This is a genomic window from Vannielia sp. SX4 (genome assembly GCF_052828525.1).
The window spans coordinates 314,315-333,505 of record NZ_CM128247.1 but is presented as its reverse complement, the minus strand read 5'-3'; the positions used below and the strand labels follow the sequence as shown (position 1 = coordinate 333,505).

Annotated in this window: 20 protein-coding genes and 2 pseudogenes; 10 read left to right on the top strand and 12 right to left on the bottom strand. The window is 63.5% G+C overall.

The genetic code is table 11. The features are described 5' to 3' along the window. Positions 1 to 10 precede the first annotated feature (10 nt). Both ACUXVX_RS01690 and regB read right to left on the bottom strand, forming a co-directional pair. Entirely contained in the window at positions 11 to 1,624 is a 1,614-nt protein-coding gene (locus ACUXVX_RS01690) for a PAS-domain containing protein (RefSeq protein ID WP_446310091.1), read from the bottom strand. 66 nt (positions 1,625 to 1,690) lie between these two features. After that, positions 1,691 to 3,103: a sensor histidine kinase RegB gene (gene regB, locus ACUXVX_RS01685; protein ID WP_446311488.1), complete on the bottom strand. Its 1,413-nt coding sequence runs from the start codon at positions 3,101 to 3,103 to the stop codon at positions 1,691 to 1,693. A 99-nt stretch (positions 3,104 to 3,202) separates the two neighbouring features. On the opposite strand from regB, the gene ACUXVX_RS01680 reads away from it, so the two are divergent. From ACUXVX_RS01680 to ACUXVX_RS01670, 3 genes are all read left to right on the top strand, one after another. Beyond that, positions 3,203 to 3,820: an SCO family protein gene (locus ACUXVX_RS01680; protein WP_446310090.1), complete on the top strand. Its 618-nt coding sequence runs from the start codon at positions 3,203 to 3,205 to the stop codon at positions 3,818 to 3,820. An 82-nt stretch (positions 3,821 to 3,902) separates the two neighbouring features. Continuing rightward, positions 3,903 to 4,457: an ActR/PrrA/RegA family redox response regulator transcription factor gene (locus ACUXVX_RS01675; protein ID WP_446310089.1), complete on the top strand. Its 555-nt coding sequence runs from the start codon at positions 3,903 to 3,905 to the stop codon at positions 4,455 to 4,457. Between the two features lie 55 nt (positions 4,458 to 4,512). After that, on the top strand, positions 4,513 to 4,842 hold the full coding sequence (locus tag ACUXVX_RS01670) for a hypothetical protein (protein WP_446310088.1): 330 nt from the start codon (positions 4,513 to 4,515) through the stop codon (positions 4,840 to 4,842). Positions 4,843 to 4,867: 25 nt separating this feature from the next. Here the strand turns inward: ACUXVX_RS01670 and ACUXVX_RS01665 are convergent, their stop codons facing one another. From ACUXVX_RS01665 to ACUXVX_RS01655, 3 genes are read right to left on the bottom strand one after another with little or no spacing between them, the layout of a single operon-like run. Then, the gene (locus tag ACUXVX_RS01665) at positions 4,868 to 5,350 is read right to left on the bottom strand and encodes an N-acetyltransferase family protein (RefSeq protein ID WP_446310087.1); all 483 of its coding nucleotides are present in this window, start codon (positions 5,348 to 5,350) and stop codon (positions 4,868 to 4,870) included. Then, the gene (locus tag ACUXVX_RS01660) at positions 5,347 to 6,264 is read right to left on the bottom strand and encodes a hypothetical protein (RefSeq protein WP_446310086.1); all 918 of its coding nucleotides are present in this window, start codon (positions 6,262 to 6,264) and stop codon (positions 5,347 to 5,349) included. The genes ACUXVX_RS01665 and ACUXVX_RS01660 overlap by 4 nt, the downstream gene beginning before the upstream one ends. Next, complete coding sequence (locus ACUXVX_RS01655; RefSeq protein ID WP_446310085.1) at positions 6,264 to 6,860, bottom strand: HD domain-containing protein; 597 nt, start codon at positions 6,858 to 6,860, stop codon at positions 6,264 to 6,266. The genes ACUXVX_RS01660 and ACUXVX_RS01655 overlap by 1 nt, the downstream gene beginning before the upstream one ends. Before the next feature lie 171 nt (positions 6,861 to 7,031). On the opposite strand from ACUXVX_RS01655, the gene ACUXVX_RS01650 reads away from it, so the two are divergent. The 3 genes from ACUXVX_RS01650 (at position 7,032) to ACUXVX_RS01640 (ending at position 9,877) form a co-directional block, all read left to right on the top strand. Then, a complete protein-coding gene (locus ACUXVX_RS01650; RefSeq protein WP_446310084.1) occupies positions 7,032 to 7,337 on the top strand; it encodes a hypothetical protein in 306 nt (101 codons plus the stop codon). 106 nt (positions 7,338 to 7,443) lie between these two features. Continuing rightward, positions 7,444 to 8,832 (top strand): adenosylhomocysteinase, encoded by a 1,389-nt coding sequence (gene ahcY / locus ACUXVX_RS01645; protein WP_446310083.1) that lies wholly within the window; start codon positions 7,444 to 7,446, stop codon positions 8,830 to 8,832. Between the two features lie 79 nt (positions 8,833 to 8,911). Further along, complete coding sequence (locus tag ACUXVX_RS01640; protein ID WP_446310082.1) at positions 8,912 to 9,877, top strand: ketopantoate reductase family protein; 966 nt, start codon at positions 8,912 to 8,914, stop codon at positions 9,875 to 9,877. Between the two features lie 73 nt (positions 9,878 to 9,950). Here ACUXVX_RS01640 and ACUXVX_RS01635 read toward each other — a convergent pair whose 3' ends face one another. Next, positions 9,951 to 11,492, bottom strand: coding sequence for an alanine/glycine:cation symporter family protein (locus ACUXVX_RS01635; protein ID WP_446310081.1), 1,542 nt, complete (start codon positions 11,490 to 11,492; stop codon positions 9,951 to 9,953). A 16-nt stretch (positions 11,493 to 11,508) separates the two neighbouring features. Beyond that, the gene (locus tag ACUXVX_RS01630) at positions 11,509 to 11,946 is read right to left on the bottom strand and encodes a universal stress protein (protein WP_446310080.1); all 438 of its coding nucleotides are present in this window, start codon (positions 11,944 to 11,946) and stop codon (positions 11,509 to 11,511) included. Positions 11,947 to 12,227: 281 nt separating this feature from the next. On the opposite strand from ACUXVX_RS01630, the gene ACUXVX_RS01625 reads away from it, so the two are divergent. Continuing rightward, positions 12,228 to 12,569: a DUF2853 family protein gene (locus ACUXVX_RS01625; protein WP_446310079.1), complete on the top strand. Its 342-nt coding sequence runs from the start codon at positions 12,228 to 12,230 to the stop codon at positions 12,567 to 12,569. 388 nt (positions 12,570 to 12,957) lie between these two features. Then, positions 12,958 to 13,800 carry a serine hydrolase domain-containing protein gene (locus ACUXVX_RS01620; protein WP_446310078.1) on the top strand — a complete coding sequence of 281 codons (843 nt, stop codon included), beginning with the start codon at positions 12,958 to 12,960 and terminating at the stop codon, positions 13,798 to 13,800. A 7-nt stretch (positions 13,801 to 13,807) separates the two neighbouring features. Here ACUXVX_RS01620 and ACUXVX_RS01615 read toward each other — a convergent pair whose 3' ends face one another. From ACUXVX_RS01615 to tsaD, 5 genes and pseudogenes are all read right to left on the bottom strand, one after another. Beyond that, positions 13,808 to 14,203 (bottom strand): DUF1761 domain-containing protein, encoded by a 396-nt coding sequence (locus ACUXVX_RS01615; protein ID WP_222496201.1) that lies wholly within the window; start codon positions 14,201 to 14,203, stop codon positions 13,808 to 13,810. Positions 14,204 to 14,245: 42 nt separating this feature from the next. Beyond that, positions 14,246 to 14,671: an EVE domain-containing protein gene (locus ACUXVX_RS01610; protein WP_446310077.1), complete on the bottom strand. Its 426-nt coding sequence runs from the start codon at positions 14,669 to 14,671 to the stop codon at positions 14,246 to 14,248. Positions 14,672 to 14,675: 4 nt separating this feature from the next. Further along, a pseudogene (locus ACUXVX_RS01605) lies at positions 14,676 to 15,127 on the bottom strand (NAD(P)H-dependent glycerol-3-phosphate dehydrogenase); the annotation flags it as partial. Between the two features lie 10 nt (positions 15,128 to 15,137). Then, positions 15,138 to 15,893: pseudogene (locus ACUXVX_RS01600) on the bottom strand (NAD(P)H-dependent glycerol-3-phosphate dehydrogenase); the annotation flags it as partial. Continuing rightward, positions 15,890 to 16,981: a tRNA (adenosine(37)-N6)-threonylcarbamoyltransferase complex transferase subunit TsaD gene (gene tsaD, locus ACUXVX_RS01595; RefSeq protein WP_446310076.1), complete on the bottom strand. Its 1,092-nt coding sequence runs from the start codon at positions 16,979 to 16,981 to the stop codon at positions 15,890 to 15,892. The gene tsaD and the pseudogene ACUXVX_RS01600, both read right to left, overlap by 4 nt. A gap of 75 nt (positions 16,982 to 17,056) precedes the next feature. On the opposite strand from tsaD, the gene ACUXVX_RS01590 reads away from it, so the two are divergent. Both ACUXVX_RS01590 and ACUXVX_RS01585 read left to right on the top strand, forming a co-directional pair. Next, complete coding sequence (locus ACUXVX_RS01590) at positions 17,057 to 17,743, top strand: uroporphyrinogen-III synthase (RefSeq protein ID WP_446310075.1); 687 nt, start codon at positions 17,057 to 17,059, stop codon at positions 17,741 to 17,743. 58 nt (positions 17,744 to 17,801) lie between these two features. Beyond that, on the top strand, positions 17,802 to 19,184 hold the full coding sequence (locus ACUXVX_RS01585; protein WP_446310074.1) for a COG4223 family protein: 1,383 nt from the start codon (positions 17,802 to 17,804) through the stop codon (positions 19,182 to 19,184). The last annotated feature ends 7 nt before the right edge of the window (positions 19,185 to 19,191 follow it).

The following is a 19,191-nucleotide window of genomic DNA, read 5'->3' as shown; positions in this document are numbered from 1 at the left end:
GCGTAAGAAATCAGGCTGTCATCTTCGCTACGTCAGACCGCTCCGGCGCACCCGCTGCGCCGTCTCCCAGCTTGAAACCTGCAATGGACGCTCCGCCTGCGACAGGCGCGAACCGGCAAGTGACTAGGCCATAGGCCGCGGTATCGAGAACCACGCTCCACGAGCGACGATCACTTCGGCCGGAAAGAAACCGCGTGGCGCGAGTCCACAGGGCATCGTCATCCGAGAGGGCAGACCAGTCGCGCACCGCTTCCTGCGCACTGACGTCAGAAAGCGATCCGACAAGGTCGCAGTTCCAAAGCTCTTGGTAGGCGCGGTTGCACAACACCATCGACCCGGTGTGTGCAAACACGGCAATGGCCTCATCAAGGCTGTCGACAACGGCCTGACCCATCTCTAGCTCCGAGCGAAACCTGCGGGTCAGCGACATCTCGGCAGAGATATCTTCGAACAAGAATGCCACGGCACCATCAGGATGTGGTTGGCCAGTCACCCGATAGGTCTGGCCGGTCGGAAGTGACCAAATTTCCTGATGCATCCCTTCCGATGCGGCGCTCTCCAGCTCCGCGATACTGGCCCTCCAACTCTTGTAGTCCTTTGGCTCTGGCATCCTCTGGGCTTCCCTAAGATGATCGAGGAAGGACACGAGAGTGGGTCGGGACGAGAGAAAATGCGGTTCAAGGGAGGAAAGATCGGTCAGTGCCGGGTTGAACAGGGCCAGCTGGCGGCCACGGTCGAACACTGCAAGCCCGGTTGGCAGATCGGCAAAGGTTTTCGTAAGGGTCTGCAAAAACTCGATGCGTGACCGTTCTGCCTGAACCAACCGGTCGGCGGGCACCGCGAACACGAGAGTTTCGTCACCCATCTCACGCGTGCTGCAATCGTACCAGATGACCTGCTCGATATAGGGGATCGTGATCGACACGCGGTGGAGCACATCCGCCTCGCAGTCGTGAAAACTGTGAGAAAAAGCGCGGGGCAGGGGCCAGGCCAGTGTGGCCTTCTTGGGTTGCATCCGATGCAGCAGGTCGATGTATGCACCATTCGCCCAGGTGACGTTGCCATTTTCATCTTCGCGCCACGCCAGCACCGGTGCGTCGTCCACCACTGTTCGCAGCACATCCAGCTCTTCGGCCATGGCCGTCACGGCGAAGGAATCGTACTCGACTGCCTCACCTTCCTCGCCTTGATGCAGGGAGAACCGCGTGAGGCCGTGTTTCAACTCGGCATCCAGCCGTGATTTCCCGTCCCTTGCCCTCAACTCTAGCTCGCCCAACTCTGCCAATTGTCCGAGCCGGCCGCCGATGTCGGGAAACGAACCTGCGAGGAGCGCCAGAAAGCGCGGCCAAGGCGGCAGGGTCTCCGGTCCGGATGCCAGAAACACATGTGCCTCTTCGCTGGCGTCCACCAACACTTCGTCCTCGAACAGGAAGGTCATGTCATCGCCTGACACACCTGTCAGCTTGTCCCACGTCACCCGCCGCTTGGGTTGCAGGTAGCCAATCGCCAGCATGGCAAGCAGTGCCGTTCCGAATGACGTTGTCACCAGAACCAATGCAAACGCCCAAGGCAGCTCACCCAACAATCCGTTCACGCTCCCAAAGAAAGTATAATCCCAGGTCAAAGGAGACGTGATTTTGGTTAACCGCAGGTTAATGCCGGGCTCGGCGGTTAGGGGTATGCGAGCAGATCAGGACTCGAAGCGTAGATTGTCACCAAGGGCCCCCCGCGCTTCCGCCTCCTCAGCGACGAGCACCTTGCGCGGCCAAGTGACCTCAACGATGGCCCCACCTCTGTCGGGTCGTTCATCCGGCGCGAGGAACGGGTCGGACCCATTGGCAAAGGTCAGGCTGGCACCAATACGTTCCAGAAGTGTTTTCGCGATGAAAAGACCGAGCCCCATGCCCTCATACTCGGGCCTCTTTCGCGGCTCATCCGGCGCCCTTCGGCGGCGCACGAAAGGGTCACCGATCCGGCCGATGAGATGCGGCGGATAGCCTTCGCCATCGTCGATCACCCGCACCACCACGTTCTGGGCGGTCCAGCGCCCCTCGATCCACACGTTCCCGGCGGCAAAATCCACGGCGTTCTGGATCAGGTTTCGCATGCCGTGGATCATCTCGGAACTGCGATGGATATCTGGCTGGCGTTCATCGCTTCCGGCGCCCGGATGCATATCAAAGTGCAGCTGTTTCCCTCGGTCCTGATGCGGCTCGGCGGCCTCCTCCAGCACCGACTGGAGCGGAGCCGTCCGCATGTGCAGGTCGTCCTTCCCGGCCCGGCCCATGGACCGCAGGATTTCGCGGCACCTGTCGGCCTGCTCGCCAATGAGCCGCGCATCCTCAAGCAATCCGTCAATCTCGGCATCGCCCTGCAACTCGTCTGCCATCTCCGAACTCACAAGCTTGATGGTGGCCAAGGGCGTGCCGAGTTCATGCGCGGCCGCCGCTACAACGCCGCCCAAGTCGGTGAGCTTTTGCTCACGGGCCAGAGCCAGTTGCGTCGCGAGAAGCGCGTCGCCCATCGCGGCGATTTCTGTTGTCACTTTCCGGGCATAGAGCGCCAGAAAAGAAACGCCGATCACGATGGCGATCCACGACCCGAACAAAAAGATCGATGGCACACGCAGCACGAAGCCCTGAATGGTGCGCAGCGGCAAATAGTCGAAGGCGACGAAAGTCACAATGCCGATGGCTACGGCGCCAACGATCAAAACGGCGTTCAGGCCCAGCGCGGTAGCGGCGATAGTGACGGGGGTGAGCAGCAGCAGGGCAAAGGGATTATGCAGCCCGCCGGTCAGGTAAATCAGCAGGCCAAGCTGCGCGAGGTCGAAGACCAGCATCAGCATGGCCTCCACCTCGTTCAGCCGCTTGTTCGCCGGATAGATGAACATGGCCACGAGGTTCGCAATGACCGACATCCCAATGGCCAGCACGCACAGGCCGATTTCGAGCTGCAACTCATACAAAAAGTGCGCCGCAGCGATGGCGATGCTCTGCCCAGCCACCGCGACCCAGCGCAAAACGATCAATGTGCGCAGGCGGATCCAGTTGGCCCGGTGCGGATGCTGGAAGGGGTTATCGGAAAGGCCAGTCTCTGGCATTTGATTTGCGGGCAGCGCCTCTGGTGTGACAGTCGGACCCATTGTTAGCCCGCACCGGACGGGTCAGCAAAGGGCAACACGCGCCATAGGGAGTAGACCATGCGAACGGCGATATGGGCAGGCACGGCTGTTGCCGCGATTTGCGGTGTGATCGGCTTCACGGTCTGGAAGGTCTATCTTGATGTGCCGGAGAGCGCCTTTGCCCAATGCAACGGCGGGGCCAGCTCTGCTGCGATTGGGGGGCCGTTCGAGCTGGTCAACGCGCAGGGCGAAATGGTGACAGACAAGGATGTTATCACCGAGCCGACCCTGCTCTACTTTGGATACACCTTCTGCCCCGATGTCTGCCCGCTCGACACTGTCCGCAACGCCGAGGCAACCGACATTCTGGCCGAGCGCGGCTACGATGTGACGCCGGTCTTCATCTCGGTCGACCCGGCCCGGGATACACCCGAGGCAGTGGGTGATTTTGCCGCCAATATCAGTGACAAGATGATCGGTCTGACCGGCAGCCAGGAGCAGGTAGAGGCGGCCTCCAAGGCCTACCGCACCTACTACAAGGCCCACACCGATGACGACCCGGATTACTACCTCGTCGATCACTCGACCTTCACCTACCTCACCTTCCCGGACACTGGTTTTGCAGGGTTTTTCCGGCGCGAACTCTCTGGGGAACAGCTCGCGGATGAGGTGCAGTGCTTCCTCGACGCCGGGTAAGGCCCTGTGCGGAAAGGCTTGTCGCTGAATCAAGGCCCGTATAGCCTGAACCACAACAATGAATGACCGGCGGAGGACGCGCGTGGCCGAGCGGGATCTCAGCGAGATCGGGGAGGACAGATCTCTTCTGATCGTCGATGACGACGAACCATTCCTGCGGCGTCTGGCGCGGGCTATGGAGAAACGCGGGTTCGAGCCGGAAATGGCCGGATCGGTCGCCGCTGGCCGGGCGATTGCCACGGCACGCCCCCCTGCATATGCCGTTGTCGACCTGCGGCTCGAGGATGGCAACGGCCTAGATGTGGTTGAAACCATTCGTGAAAAACGGCCGGATGCCAAGGTGGTCGTGCTCACCGGATATGGCGCAATTGCCACCGCTGTCGCCGCGGTGAAGATTGGCGCGACCGACTACCTTTCAAAGCCCGCGGATGCCAATGAGGTGACTGCCGCGCTTCTGGCGAGCGGTGATGAGCTACCCCCGCCACCCGAGAATCCGATGAGCGCGGACAGGGTGCGGTGGGAGCATATTCAACGGGTTTACGAGCTGTGTGACCGCAACGTCAGCGAGACCGCGCGCAGGCTTAACATGCACCGGCGCACCTTGCAGCGGATCCTCGCCAAACGGTCGCCGAAGTGACCGGATCGGCGCTGCAGAGGTGATGCACATCCGATGCACAACCCATGCACATCTGATGCATACGCAAATCGGGCTCCTTGTGATTCTGCTCGCGGGCTGCACCACATCTGGTGAAGCCCAGCGCCCGGTCCAGAAACCTCTTGGTTACGAACTTCGGCAGACCGGAATTGGTGTGCCCGGCTCCCCGCAGGAGGTGAGCTTCGATCGAGTGAATCCGGGGGCGACCGTCGCGCTCCAGAAGCTGGCCGGGCCGGTCACGACCGAGGAGCCCTGCGGCAACGGCATGGCGTTGATCGGGTTTCGGGACGGGCTGACAGCGGTGTTCCGGGGGCGCGAGTTCGTTGGCTGGCAGGCAGAGGGTCGCGCGGCGGGCGCGACCTGCTAAGCAGGCGGTGGGCAGATTGCCCAGCTTACAGATCGTAGCGCTTGAGCACCTTGTCCACGACCGTTCCGTCACCCATCACGTAGCCTTCGATGCGCCCGTAATCCTCGAAGCCTCGCGACTGGTAATAGGCCAGCCCGCCCGCGTTGTCGGCCCTGATATTGGCCCGTATCCAAGTGTAGCCAAGTGCCTTGGCCGCCGCACGGGTAACCTCGAACAGCTTTGAGCCAATCCCGAGGCCGGTTTTGCCGCGTCTCGCGAAACTGGCGATCTCGGCGCAAGTCTTGGGCTCGTCCACCATTGGCTCGATCCACTGGAAACCGAGCAGCTCCCCCGCATCGTCCTCTGCCACATGCCAAGCGGCGCGGTCGGTCGATGCAAGCTGCGCTTCGATATCGCTGCGGCTCACCGTGCCGGTGATGGCTGTGGTGCCGCCGGCATCGACAATGTCTTGCAGCAGTTCAGTGATGGCCCGGGCATCTGCGGGGGCGGCGGGGCGGATGTGGATCATGAGGCGGCCTCGGCTCGGTTTGTGATCACGTGCAAAACGGCGTGGTGCATGTCGTTGAGAATGAGCCTGCCCCACGGCTTTAGGTACGCGTTGACCGGGGTGGTCAAGCGGTAGCTCGTGGTCAGCGTCGCGCGGGTGCGGGCCGGGCCGAGGGGCTCGAAGGTGTAGCGGCCCTCCAGCATCTCTACCTCGGGCCCAGTCGGAGAGATCCGGGGATCAACGGCCCGCATCAGGCTTGGGTCAGGGAATACGAACCGCCAAGCCAGATCGGGGCCGGGTAGCAGGTGCTCCTCAAACCGCACGCCGTTCGTCCATCGGGCGTATCTGACGCCATTCTCGGTGTGGGCAGCGAGCGGGCTGGGCGCCCGCAGGAGGTTGTGGGTGACTGTCCAAGGAAGCTCATTTTCCGCAATATCAGAGACGTTTTCTGCCTGAGCGCGGACCACACCCAGAGGCGCATCGATGGTGACGGAGGTCGAGACCGAGACAAGCTCGCTTGCCGTAGGTGACGGTAAATCGAAAACCGGCACCAAGAGCGGAAGTGCTAGCAGGGGAAGGCAAAGTTGGCTGCCACTTTCGAACCGGTCCAGCACGACGCGCATTACTGCGATCCCGATGATGGCGATGAGGATGGCGATGGGCAGGATCATGGCGATACAGATCACCGTTTCGATCCAAAGGATGGCCAGCACGCAGGCGACCAGTAGCATCGCAAGGCTGGTGCGACCGACGACCGCCCAGAACCGCAGCCTTCGGTGCCAATCGAATACCAACTGACCGGCCAGCCCGAGACCGAGGGCGAACCAGAGCGCCAGCCACAGAACGTTGGTGTCGGTCGGGACGAAGAAGAAGATGGCATAGGCCAGCGCCGCATAGACCTCGAAGACGAGGCTGCGCAGCGCGACGGGGGCCATCAGAGGGCCGCCAGCAGCGTGTTGTGGCGGGCGGTGAACTCGTTGCGCACCTCCACCGGCGGGCGCAGGGTGATCTCCATGTCTTCGATCAGCTCGGGGGCGGGCACGCCAAAGAACTTGTTGGCCTCCGCCACGGTAAAGCCCGCGATGCGCGTCGCCTCCAGCCAAGCGGAGACCTTGTCTGCCTTCTTGATCTGCTTCTTTACCGCCACAGGCACTTGAGCGGGCAGGCCGAAGCGCAGGTGGATCGCGGCGGTCAGCCTATCATCCAGCGCGCCATAGCTCGGGCCGACGGCGGCCTTCACCGGGGAGATCATGTCGCCGATCACATATTCAGGTGCGTCATGCAGCAGGGCGGCAAGCTGCCATTTGACCGGCGCGGACGGGTTCATTCGCGTGAAGAGCGCCTCGACCAGCAGGGAATGCTCAGCCACGGAATAGGCAAAATCGCCGTGCGTCTGGCCGTTCCAGCGGGCAACGAAGGCGAGGCCGTGGGCGATATCCTCGATCTCGATATCCACCGGCGTCGGGTCCAGCAGATCAAGCCTGCGACCCGACAGCATGCGCTGCCACGCCCGGGGCGGTGCCTTGGCCATCGTCGTCTCCCTCTCGCCCGAATTGGCAGGATTTGGGTAGCGCGATCACGCCGAGGTGTAAACGCGGGGCGGAACCGATCCTGCCACTCCTCGGTTAACTCCCCGACACGCAAGACTTTTTGAAACCGGGCCAAGCCGCCGCTGATGGCGAGCCGCCCAAGGGACAGGACCATGAAAACCATCATCGCAACCGCCACTCTCCTTCTCGCAGCAGCGCCGCTGGCAGCACAGCAGATGGATGGACCCTGCGGCAAGCGAGAGTATTTTGTGGATCAACTGGTCGAGACTTACGAGGAGCAGCCGGTGGCTGGCGGGCTCCAAAGCGAAGAGTCCCTTGTGGAGATCTGGGCCTCGGAGAAGACCGGGAGCTTTACCATCCTCGTGACGGACGCCGCCGGGGAGACCTGCGTTGCCTTCACGGGTGAAGATTTTCATGAGGCGAGTGGGTTTGTTGGCGTGAAAGGCGAGGCGTCCTGACGCTTTAAGCCAAGGCGGGCTTCCTAAGATTGCCCACGCTCTGTTGCCGCACTTCGGGGCCGATGCTATGTGCCGATGGACGCATAACACGCATCAGGAGCACCCGATGGCTGCAGATTATATTGTTAAAGACATTTCTCTTGCCGATTTTGGCCGCAAGGAACTGAACATCGCCGAAACCGAGATGCCCGGCCTCATGGCCTGCCGTACCGAGTTTGGCGAGAGCCAACCGTTGAAAGGCGCGCGGATCGTCGGCTCGCTGCACATGACCATTCAGACAGCCGTGCTGATCGAAACGCTGGTCGCGCTGGGCGCCGATGTGCGCTGGGCCTCCTGCAACATCTTCTCGACCCAGGACCACGCCGCCGCGGCGATTGCCGAAGCGGGCGTGCCGGTGTTTGCGGTGAAGGGGCAGAGCCTTGAGGAGCACTGGGACTATCTCGACAAGTCGTTCCTCTTCGACGACGGCCCCAACATGATCCTCGACGATGGCGGCGATGCCACGCTCTACGTGCTGCTTGGCGCGCGGGCCGAGGCGGGGGAAGATATCATCCCGGTGCCGCAATCCGAAGAGGAAGAGGTGATCAAGAAGCAGATCGCCAAGCGGATGGCGGCCTCCCCCGGTTGGTTCACCAAGGTCCGCGAGCAGATCAAGGGTGTGAGCGAAGAGACGACGACCGGCGTGCACCGGCTCTACGACCTGCACAAGAAGGGACAGCTGCCCTTCCCGGCGATCAACGTGAACGACTCGGTGACCAAGTCGAAGTTCGACAACAAGTATGGCTGCAAGGAGTCGCTGGTGGACGGTATCCGCCGCGCGACCGACACGATGATGGCCGGCAAGGTGGCTGTTGTTTGCGGTTATGGCGACGTGGGCAAGGGCTCTGCCGCTTCGCTGCGGGGCGCCGGTGCGCGGGTGAAGGTGACGGAGGTCGACCCGATCTGCGCGCTTCAGGCGGCGATGGACGGGTTCGAGGTGGTGACGCTGGAAGACGAGGCGGCCAAGGCCGACATTTTCATCACCACCACCGGCAACAAGGACGTGATCCGCATCGAGCACATGCGCGAGATGAAGGACATGGCGATCGTCGGCAACATCGGCCACTTCGACAACGAGATCCAGGTCGCCAACCTGAAGAACCACAAATGGACCAACATCAAGGATCAGGTGGACATGATCGAGATGCCGGGTGGCAACCGGATCATCCTGCTCTCTGAAGGGCGCTTGCTGAACCTCGGCAACGCAACCGGGCACCCCTCGTTCGTGATGAGCGCCTCCTTCACCAACCAGGTGCTGGCGCAGATCGAGCTTTGGACCAAGGGCGAAGAGTATCAGCCGGGCGTTTACATCCTGCCCAAGCACCTCGACGAGAAGGTTGCGATGCTCCACCTCGAGCGGATCGGGGTGAAGCTCTCCAAGCTCTCCGGTGAGCAGGCGGCCTACATCGGCGTCACGCCGGAAGGGCCGTTCAAGCCCGAGCACTACCGCTATTGAACCTGCGGTGGGTTTCACCCACCCTACGGCAAACGGGCCCCGGGGGAGACCTCGGGGCCTTTGATTTTGGAGAGCTGACATGCGGATCATCGTTTACGGAGTGGGCGCCATCGGTGGCGTGGTTGCGGCGGCGCTGGCCCTGAGCGGGCAAGAGGTGATCGGCATTTCGCGCGGCCGGATGCTGGAGGCAATCCGGGAGAAGGGGCTGCTGCTCGACAGCGAGCGCGGGCGGGAGATTGCGCGGTTCGAATGTGTTGGCCATCCGAGCGAAATCACCTTCCGGCCCGATGACGCGGTGTTGCTCTGCGTAAAGGGGCAAGACACTGCCGCCGCATTGGCCGATCTGCGTGCTGCGGGGCTGACCGATCAGCCGGTGTTCTGCTGCCAGAATGGCGTAGCCAACGAGCCGCTTGCGTTACGGTTCTTCCCCAATGTCCACGCTGTCACTGTGATGATGCCGGCGAGCTATCTTGAGCCGGGAGAGGTGCAGATCCACTGTCAGCCGAAGTTCGGTGTGTTCGACATTGGCCGTTTTCCCGGCGGGCATGACGAGGCCGACGCTGCGATGGCGGAGGCTTTGAACCTCGCCAACATCGCCACAGAAGTGCGGGACGATGCGATGGCGCCGAAATACGGCAAGCTGATCCTGAACCTTGGCAACATCACTGGGGCCTTGCTGCCGCCGGGCGCGGATTGCGCCGAGTTTGACGGGCCGCTCCGCGACGAGGGCAAGGCAGTGCTGAAGGCCGCAGGGATCGCTTGGGAAGATGTTGGCAAAACCGAGCGGCGGGCGAAGTTCATGCAGAAGCGGGGCGACAACGTGCAGGGCCGCGCGGGTAACTCCACCACCCAAAGTCTGGCACGGGCGACGGGCAGCGTGGAGACCGATTGGTTGAATGGCGAGATCGTGCAGCTGGCCCGGCAACATGGCGTGCCTGCGCCGCTGAATGCGCGGGTTCAGTCGCTCTCGGTGGAGATGATGGCGGGCGGTGGCAAGCCCGGGAGCCTGACGACCCACACGCTGCGGACCAGACTGTTCGGGTAGGTTCGGCGGCTGTGGGTAGATTGCTCACCCTACGGATTCGGCGCCCCGCGACGGATCGCGGAGCGCCCTTGGCTCAGTGCTTGAACCGCTTGATCTCACCTGACTTGAGCCGGGCGATGTAGCTGTTCACCTCGCGCTTCACGATCGGCATCAGCAGGTAGAGTGCGATGATGTTCACGATCGCCATCGAGAAGAGCATGGCATCGGAGAAGTCGATCACCGGACCAAGGTTGGCCGCCGACCCGATGATGATGAAGAGGCAGAAGATGATCTTGAAGATCACCTCCTTCGAGCTTCCTTCACCGAAAAGGTAGGTCCACGCCTTCAGGCCGTAATAGCTCCACGAGATCATGGTGGAGAAGGCGAAGAGCACCACCGCCACGGCCAGAAGGACGGGGAACCATGAGAAGGCCTTGGCATAGGCCGCCGAGGTGAGGGCCACGCCCGAAACCTCGCCCTCGGTCGCGATCCGGCCTGCCTCGGCATTCCAGATGTAGAGCCCGGTTTCGGGATCGACGTTGAGCACCCCGGTGATGACGATGACCAGCGCGGTCATGGTGCAGATCACCACGGTATCGATGAAGGGCTCCAGCAGGGCGACGTAGCCCTCCGTCACCGGCTCCTTGGTGCGCACCGCCGAGTGGGCGATGGCCGCAGAGCCGATGCCTGCCTCGTTGGAGAATGCAGCGCGGCGGAAACCCTGGATCAGGGCGCCGGTAAAGCCACCCACAACACCGAGGCCAGTGAAGGCACCCATGAAGATTTGCCCGAACGCCCATGCGATCATGTCGTAGTTCATGATCAGGATGATGAGCGACACGCCGACGTAGAAGATGCCCATGAAGGGCACGACCTTTTCTGTCACTCGCGCGATGGATTTGATGCCACCCACGATCACCGCGAAGGTCACGGCGGCGAGGATGATGCCGGTGATCCAGCCGGGATAGTCACCGATCACGCCAGCAAGTTGGGCGTGGGCCTGGTTGGCCTGGAACATGTTGCCGCCGCCGAGTGCGCCGAGGATTGTGAAGACGCAGAACAGCACCGCGAGGATCTTGCCGCCGGGCAGACCGCGCTCGTTGAAGCCCTTGGTGATGTAATACATCGGGCCACCCGAGACGCGCCCGTCGGGGTACTCGTTGCGATACTTCACGCCGAGGGTGCATTCGGTGAACTTGGTCGCCATGCCGAAGAGGCCCGCGATCACCATCCAGAAGGTTGCACCCGGCCCGCCAATGCCCACGGCCACCGCCACACCGGCGATGTTGCCGAGGCCTACGGTGCCCGAAAGCGCGGTGGCGAGTGCCTGAAAGTGGCTGACCTCACCGGCGTCGTTGGGGTCGGAGTAATCGCCCTTCACCAGCTGGATCGAGTGGACGAAGCCTTTGATCTGGATGAAGCCGAAATAGAGCGTGAAAACCAGCGCGCCGACGACAAGCCAGAGCGCGATCCAAGAGAAGGTTGTGCCCGGAAGAGGCGCGAAGATGAAAGACACATACCAGCCGGTATAGTCCGCGAAGATCCTGTTGATGGTTTCGTCGATGCCCTGCGCCAGCGCCGGAAAGGGCGCCAGCAGCGTAACGAACAGGGCGGCGAGAGTTGCTTTGATGTTCATCTGATTTCTCCGGCGCTCAGGGCACGATCACTGTGGGAACGGGGGCAACCTGTGCCAGCCCGATGGGCACTGAGCCGAAGACGCGGGCCGCCATGGATTGGGACCCGGCCCGCCCGACGAAGATCATCGAGGCACCCTTTTCGGCGGCGATCTCCACGATCTTGTCGACCACGCTGCCGTAGCGCAGCTCTGCGCTGGCTTCGAGACCGGCGGCCTTTACCTTGGCGACCGCGGGATCGAGTACGATTTCCTTGGCGCGGGCCATCTCCTGCTTGCGGCGCCCGTGACGCTCTTCCAGCTCGTCGGGTGTTAGAAAGCTGTAGGGCGACCACTCCAGAATGTGGACGACCAGCAGGTTTGCCCCATCCTTCTTTGCCCTTTCGATCGCGTAATCGAGCGTGGGCGTATCGCCCTTCTCGCCCTCATACGCGACGATAAATGTCTCTGAACTCATTTGTTGTCCCCCGTTTCTCTTGTGTCAGTCCCGCCGGACTTGCCAAGAAACCGAACGCAACCGGCGGCTCGCCCTCACAACCTGTGCGATAACGCATGCCTCTGTCACGGAATTTTTGCTTTTGGTGCGGGAAGCGGGTGCGCTGGCGGGATGTCGCCCGACATGCGGTTGACCCAGCGTCGGGGGCATTTTTCCTTTGCCGGTGGGGGGGCGTTGCGTATGGTCCGGTGCAACGGCGGGAGAACTCGCCGGAACGCCACCATGCGAGGGAGTGAAGCATCATGGGCAAGAGAGACGAGTTGATCGCGAAGTATGCGGACGACCTGAAGAACAAATGCGGGATGACTCCCGACATGGATCTGCTGACGAAAGTCACCATCGGCTGCGGTCCGTCGATCTACAATGATGATGCCTCAACCGTTGCTGCGAGCCAGAAGAGCGAGCTGGAGACGATCGAGAAGAACTTTCTGGTCAAGAAACTCGGCCTGAAGGCTGGCCCTGACCTGATGGCCGGTATCGAGAAGGCGATCGAGACCTACGGCAAATCGGAGCGCAACAAGTATCGCGCGGTGTTCTATTACCTGCTCGTAAAGCACTTCAAGAAAGACGCCGTTTACAAGTAAGCGGCCAGAACCCGCTGAAACGGTAAGCTGCCGTAAAGGAGTGTGGCGGGCGCTCTCTGCGCCTGTCATTGAAGGAGGGGGCTGCGCGAAGGCGGTTCCCTCTTGTGTTTTCGGTGGTTTGGCCGGATTGGCGGTGGCCAGTGGTGGCACATCTTCCCGCAGATGGGCTGCGGGATTTTGGTTAACGCGCCTAAATGCCTAACTCACTGTAAAACAGACATTTTTCCACACGCGGAGATTGCTTTTTGCGCTGCCCTGCGGTAGAACCTTCTCAAGCGAACGGTCAGGATGACCCGGGACATACCAGATACGAGCGGTGCGATTGGGAGCTCGTGGGAAGATGGAGGGTCTCGGGGGTCGAGGCCCTCCATTTTGTTTTGGGGTGATGATGACCGCAGCCTGGCTCTTTGACGATGGTGAAAGCGGCACATCCGGGGACGCGGATCAGAGCCTGCCGTGGTGGAGCTTTTCCAAGACGATCATTGCCGCCTGTGCACAGCGGTTGCACTCCGAGGGCAGGCTTGATCTCGATGCGACGTGTGAGGGCGACTGGACTCTCAGCCAGCTGCTTCGGCACGACGCGGGTGCGCCCTGTTATGCGTGGCAGAAGGCCTATCATCAGGCCGTTGCCCGGCGAGAGGTGCCGTGGAGCCGAGAGCGGCTCATGGCCGAGGTGCCGAAGGAGCCGCTGTTTCCGTCGGGCAAGGGCTGGGCCTACTCGAACATAGGCTACATGCTGGCGCGGGAGCGGATCGAGGCGGCGGCGGGCTGCGATATTGGCACGCTGGCAGGCCGTTACTTTGGTGAGGGGCTGTGCGACTTTAGGCTTTCCCGCAGCCCGAGCGACTTTGCCGGTGTTCCCGGTGCCGATGGCTACCACCCCGGCTGGGTTTATCACGGATGCTTCATGGGCACGCCTTTGGATGCGGTGCGGGTGCTTTCGCGTGTTCTCCCGGTGTTGGAAGGCGCGCCAGTGATCTCTCTGGGGGGTCCGCTGGAGGGCCGGCCGTGGGTGGAAACCGGCTATGGGTTGGGGGTCATGGCGGGGCGGCTTGAGGGGGCAGGGAGGGTGATTGGCCACTCCGGATCAGGGCCGTTCAGCTCCTGCGCGATCTACCAGTTTCAAGGCCTCCCCCGGCCAGTCTGCGTAGCGACGTTCGGCACCAGCCATGACGAAGCCCTGCCGGAGTGGGAGGCCTGTCGCATTGCCTTAGCGCAGGCCGCAAGTTGAGCGCCGATCAGAAAAAGCCGAGCACCAAGCCGATCACGGTTGGCCCCAAGATCGAGTAGCCGCCATCGAGGATGGTCAGCTCGCGCTTTCTCCCGGCGTAGCCGTAGTTCATCGCCACCCAGGGCGTGATCATGAACAGCCCGATGCCGAGGCCGACGAGGGCGGATTTTCCGGCGCCCTCGATCCCGCCCATGACGAGAATGTGCCGCATCATCCCGGCGACCAGCAGCATGGTAATGCCCGAGATGATGAAGGGCGTCACCGACCCGGCATTGGCGGGTTTGCCGTTTTCATCGGTGGCGATCCCGACTGCGGCGATCCACTGTTTCGAGAGTGTCATGTACCAGGCGGCCCCAACGGCGAACCCGGCGATGGCGGCGACGATGACTGCGATGAACCCCATGGGTCTCCCTCCCTGCGTGATCTGCAGGAAGTATGCCGCATATCAACCTTTCGGGGAATAGCCCCCAAGCTTGCAGATCACGGCCCATTCGTCCTCGGTCACTGACTGAACCGATAGGCGGGTGTTATTGACCAGAACCATATCTTCCAGCGCCGGTTCGGCCTTGCAGTCTGCCAACGTCACCGGCTTTGGCACCGGGCCGACGGCTTTGATATCGACGCACTCCCAGCGCGGGTCGTCGGTGGTGCTGTCGGGGTGAATCTCGGCGCAGACCTCAACCACGCCGACGATCTCCTTGTCTTTCTGCGAGTGGTAGAAGAAGCCGAGATCGCCGAGCTTCATCTCACGCATCATGTTGCGGGCCTGGTAGTTGCGCACGCCATCCCACTCTTCACCAGCCTCGCCCTTGGCGACCTGATCATCCCAGCTCCATGTCGAAGGTTCGGATTTGAAGAGCCAGTAGGCCATCGGGTCATTCCTTGGTCAGAGGGCGAGAAAGCAGCAGGGCCATGGCCTCACCAGCGGAGAGGGTGCCATCGGTGAGCGCGGCGACGGCCTCAGTGATCGGCATGTCCAGCTTGCGCCTTTTGGCGATGCGCAGAGTGGCCTCGGCGGTGGCGATGCCCTCGGTGGTGACGCCCGGTTCCGGGGTTTCTCCCCGGCCCAACATGAAACCGTGGCGGAAATTGCGGCTTTTGTCGGAGGTGCAGGTCAGCGCGAGGTCGCCAAAGCCGGAGAGGCCCGCGAGGGTCTCTTTCTTGCCGCCCAGCGCCGAGGCGAGACGGGCCATTTCGGCGTAGCCGCGGGTCATGCCCGCGGGCGCTTTCGTGCACCCATGCAGGCACCGCAGGCGATGGCGATCACGTTCTTCAGCGCCCCGCCCAACTCTGCCCCGATCGGATCGGTGGAGAGATAGAGCCGGAGCGGGTGGTGGAGAGCGGCTTTTGTCGGAGGTGCAGGTCAGCGCGAGGTCGCCAAAGCCGGAGAGGCCCGCGAGGGTCTCTTTCTTGCCGCCCAGCGCCGAGGCGAGACGGGCCATTTCGGCGTAGCCGCGGGTCATCAGCGCGGCGCGGGCGCTTTCGCCGAAGCCCGCACCCATGCAGGCACCGCAGGCGATGGCGATCACGTTCTTCAGCGCCCCGCCCAACTCTGCCCCGATCGGATCGGTGGAGAGATAGAGCCGGAGCGTGGTGGTGGAGAGCGCGGATTGCAGCATCTCCCCCGTCTGCTTGTCGGCGCAGGCGAGCGTGAGGGCGGTCGGCAGCCCCCGGGCGATATCGACGGCGAAAGAGGGGCCGGTGAGGATGGCCGGGATCGCCTTTTTCGCTGCGCCCTCGATGATGCCGGTCGGCCCTTTGCCGCGCTCGAGGTCAACGCCTTTGCAGGCGGCAACGACACAGGCCTCGCCGATGTGTTGACGGTGGCTCTCCAGCAGGCCCGCGAGCGTTTGCATCGGCGTGGCCATGATGATGATCGGCGCGGCGAAGGCGCCGTTGTCATTGACTACGGCCAGCTCTGGCGGGAGCGGGACGCCCGGCAGGTAGCGGGCATTCTCGCGGCTCTCGTTCATCTGCGCGGCATGCTCCGCGTCACGCGCCCAGAGCGTGACGGTGGGGCCATCATGCCCGGCAAGCTGGCTGGCCAGAGCGGTGCCGAACGCCCCGGCCCCAATAACGGAAATATCACTCATGCCTTTGCGCCTTTCTTGCCGGAGCCGAGCATTGGAACGGCGGCGCTGTCAAGCGGCCAGCGGGGGCGGGCAGCGAGGGTCATGTCGTCGGCGTGGCCGCCCGCGCGGAGCCGCTCGATTCCGGTCCATGCGATCATTGCGGCATTGTCGGTGCATAGGGCGAGGGGCGGGGCGATGAAGCGGGCGCCGGCGCGTTTGGCCTCGACGGCGAGTGCCGCGCGGAGCGACTGGTTGGCCGCCACACCGCCCGCCACGGCCAGCGCAGGCTCGCTTGGGGCGAGTGCCATGTAGGCCTCGAGCGCGCGGGCGGTTTTGGCCGAGAGCACCTCGCCCACCGCCGCCTGAAAGCTGGCGGAGAGGTCGCAAACATCCTGCCGCTTCAGGCGGTTGCCCTCCTGCATCACCGCATCACGCGCCCTGAGCAGCGCGGTCTTGAGGCCGGAGAAGGACATGTCGCAATGCGGTTCGCGGATCAGCGGGCGGGGCAGGTCAAACCGGCAGGGATCGCCCGCCTTTGCCGCCTCTTCGATGGCAGGGCCGCCGGGCTGGGGCAGGCCGAGCAGGCGTGCGGATTTGTCGAAAGCCTCGCCCGGGGCATCGTCGATCGTGCCGCCGAGCCTCTCGAAGTTGTCTGGCCCGTGGGCGATGAGAAACTGGCAATGCCCGCCGGAGACGAGCAGCATGAGGTAGGGGAAGGCGAGGCCATCGGTCAGGCGCGGGGTAAGGGCGTGACCCGCGAGGTGATTGACGCCGAGGAGCGGAAGGCCGGTGGCCGCCGCGAGGCCCTTGGCACACATCACGCCCGAGACCACGCCGCCGATCAGCCCCGGCCCGGAGGTGACGGCGATGGCATCCAGATCGTCCAGCCCGAGGCCGGCCTTCTCCAGCGCCAGTTCAACCATAAGATCGAGCCGCTCGGCATGGGCGCGGGCGGCGATCTCGGGCACGACGCCACCGAAGGCGGCGTGCAGATCGGTCTGGCCGGAAACCTCGGACGAGAGCACCTCTGCCACCCCATCCCAGCGCAGAACGGCGGCGGCGGTGTCGTCGCAGCTGGATTCGATGCCAAGAACGGTGATGGTGCTCATGTCTTGCCTTTTTCGGGGGCGCACGGCATCACCCGCGCTGATGGCTGAACGTTGTTATCCCGCCGGATGCGCCTTGTGAACCGCCTCCCCGTTTTGCTCACCCGCCCGGAGCGGGGATCGGCGGAATTTGCCGCGCTGCTGCGGGAGGCGGCGCGCGACATCGAGATCATCACCAGCCCTCTCATCCGGATCGAAGCCGTGCGCCCTGCTGAGTTGCCGGGTCCGGAGGATGCGGTGATCTTCACCTCTGCCAGCGGTGTCGAGGCGTTCAGCGCATGGCAGGAGGGTTCGGGTCGTCGGGCGTGGTGCGTGGGAGAGCGCACGGCGCGGGCGGCGCAGGCGGCAGGGTTCGAGGCCGTGGTGGGGGCGGGGACGGCTGCGCAACTGCCTGAGATCATTCGGGCCGAAAAGAGCACTACCCTACTCTGGCATTTGCATGGGCAACACCAGCGCGGCGACCTTGCGAGCGACTTGCTTGCACTCGGCATTCAGGCCCGCAGCGTGGTGATCTATGACCAGCCCTCCGTGCCGTTGGACCCCTCTGTGCGCGCCCGGATCGGCGCCGGTGAGGCGATGGTTACGCCGCTCTTCTCACCGCGCACGGCAGGGCTATTGGCCGCAGAAGTCAAAAACATTGGTGCGAATCTGCGGGTTGTCGCGTTGAGTGATGCAGTGGCCGCCGAGTGGCTAGGCCCCTGCGCCCTTGCGGACCGGCCGGATGCCGAGGCGATGCGCGACACTGTGCTCCGTGAGTCCGGTTGAGCGCCTGAGGGCGGCAGGCTAGGGTGGCATGCGGCAGCGCGGCAAAGTGACGAGAGGAATGACTGTGGCGGGTTCTGACGACAAGCCGGACAAGACATCGGACGACGCGGCCAAGGCCGACACCAAACTTTCGATCCCCGAACAGAGCGGCCTCAAGAACCCGTCGGCCAAGGCTGATACGTCTGACGCGACCGATTCCGCGGATGAGACAGCCAAGCCAGAGCCGGTTGCGGCAGCAGATGCCCCCAGCGGTGATGCCGCCCCGCCCGATGCCACGCTGGAGCCTGCCGAGCCCTTGAAGACCGGCGCCACCGAGAGGGGACCTGACACGCTGGAAGGCGACGCATCGGAGGGATCGTCTGATGCCACGGCTGACCACGTTCCCGACCTCACGAACGAGCCGGAGCCAGAGGCGATTGTTACCGCGCCCGCGACGACCGCTCCCGCTCCACAGAAGTCCACCGTACTCCCCATGCTCTTTGGTGGCCTGCTTGCCGGGCTGATCGGCTTCATCGCCGCATGGTACATCTGGGGTCGCGACGGATCGGCTGCCGAGCTTTCGGCTCGCGTCGATGCACAGGCGGAGGCGTTGGAGGGCGTTCAAAGCGCTGTAGAGACCAAGGCTTCTGCCGAGGCGGTGACGGCGCTGGATGGCCGGATCGCCACGCTGGAGTCGGCCCCTGCGGCGGATACGAGCGAGACAGAAACCACCATCGCCAATCAGGCAGAGGCTCTGGCCGCGATTTCTGCGCGGATCGAGGCGCTGGAGAAGGCTCCGGTCGAGGGCTCGTCCGACGAAGCAAGCCAGGCTGCGCTGGCCGCCTACGGACGCGAAGTCGAGGCGCTGCGCAAGGAAGTCTCGGAGCAGATGAGCCAGATGAATGCCGCTCTGGAGGCTGCCAAGGAGACCGAGGCACAGGCTGCCGCACGGCAGGAAGAGGCTGCAGCCGCTGCAGCCCGCGCCGCTGAGCAGCGCGCGCTGCTTGACGTGCAGCAGGCGCTGGAGACCGGTGTGCCTTATAGTGAAGCGCTGGGCCGGATCTCCTCTGCCGAGATCCCAGAAGGCTTGGCCTCCCCCGCTACCGAGGGCGTGCCCACGCTGGATTCGCTGAAGTCTGGCTTCCCTGCAGCGGCGCGTGAGGCGCTGAAGGTGTCGCGGGCCGAGACGGCGGGCGAAGATGGTGGCGGGTTCGGCTCGTGGCTCACCCGCCAGGTCGGCGCACGCTCGCTCGAGCCGAAAGAGGGCGGCGACCCAGATGCCGTGCTCTCCCGTGCCGAAGCTGCGCTCAACACCGGTGCGTTGGCCACTGCGCTCGACGAGATCGCAGCCCTGCCCCCCAGCGGTCAGGACGCCATGGCTGACTGGGCCGCTCAGGCCCGCATCCGCAACGATGCCGTCACCGGGGCCGAAAGCCTCTCTGCCACACTGACAAGTAACTAGGAGAAAC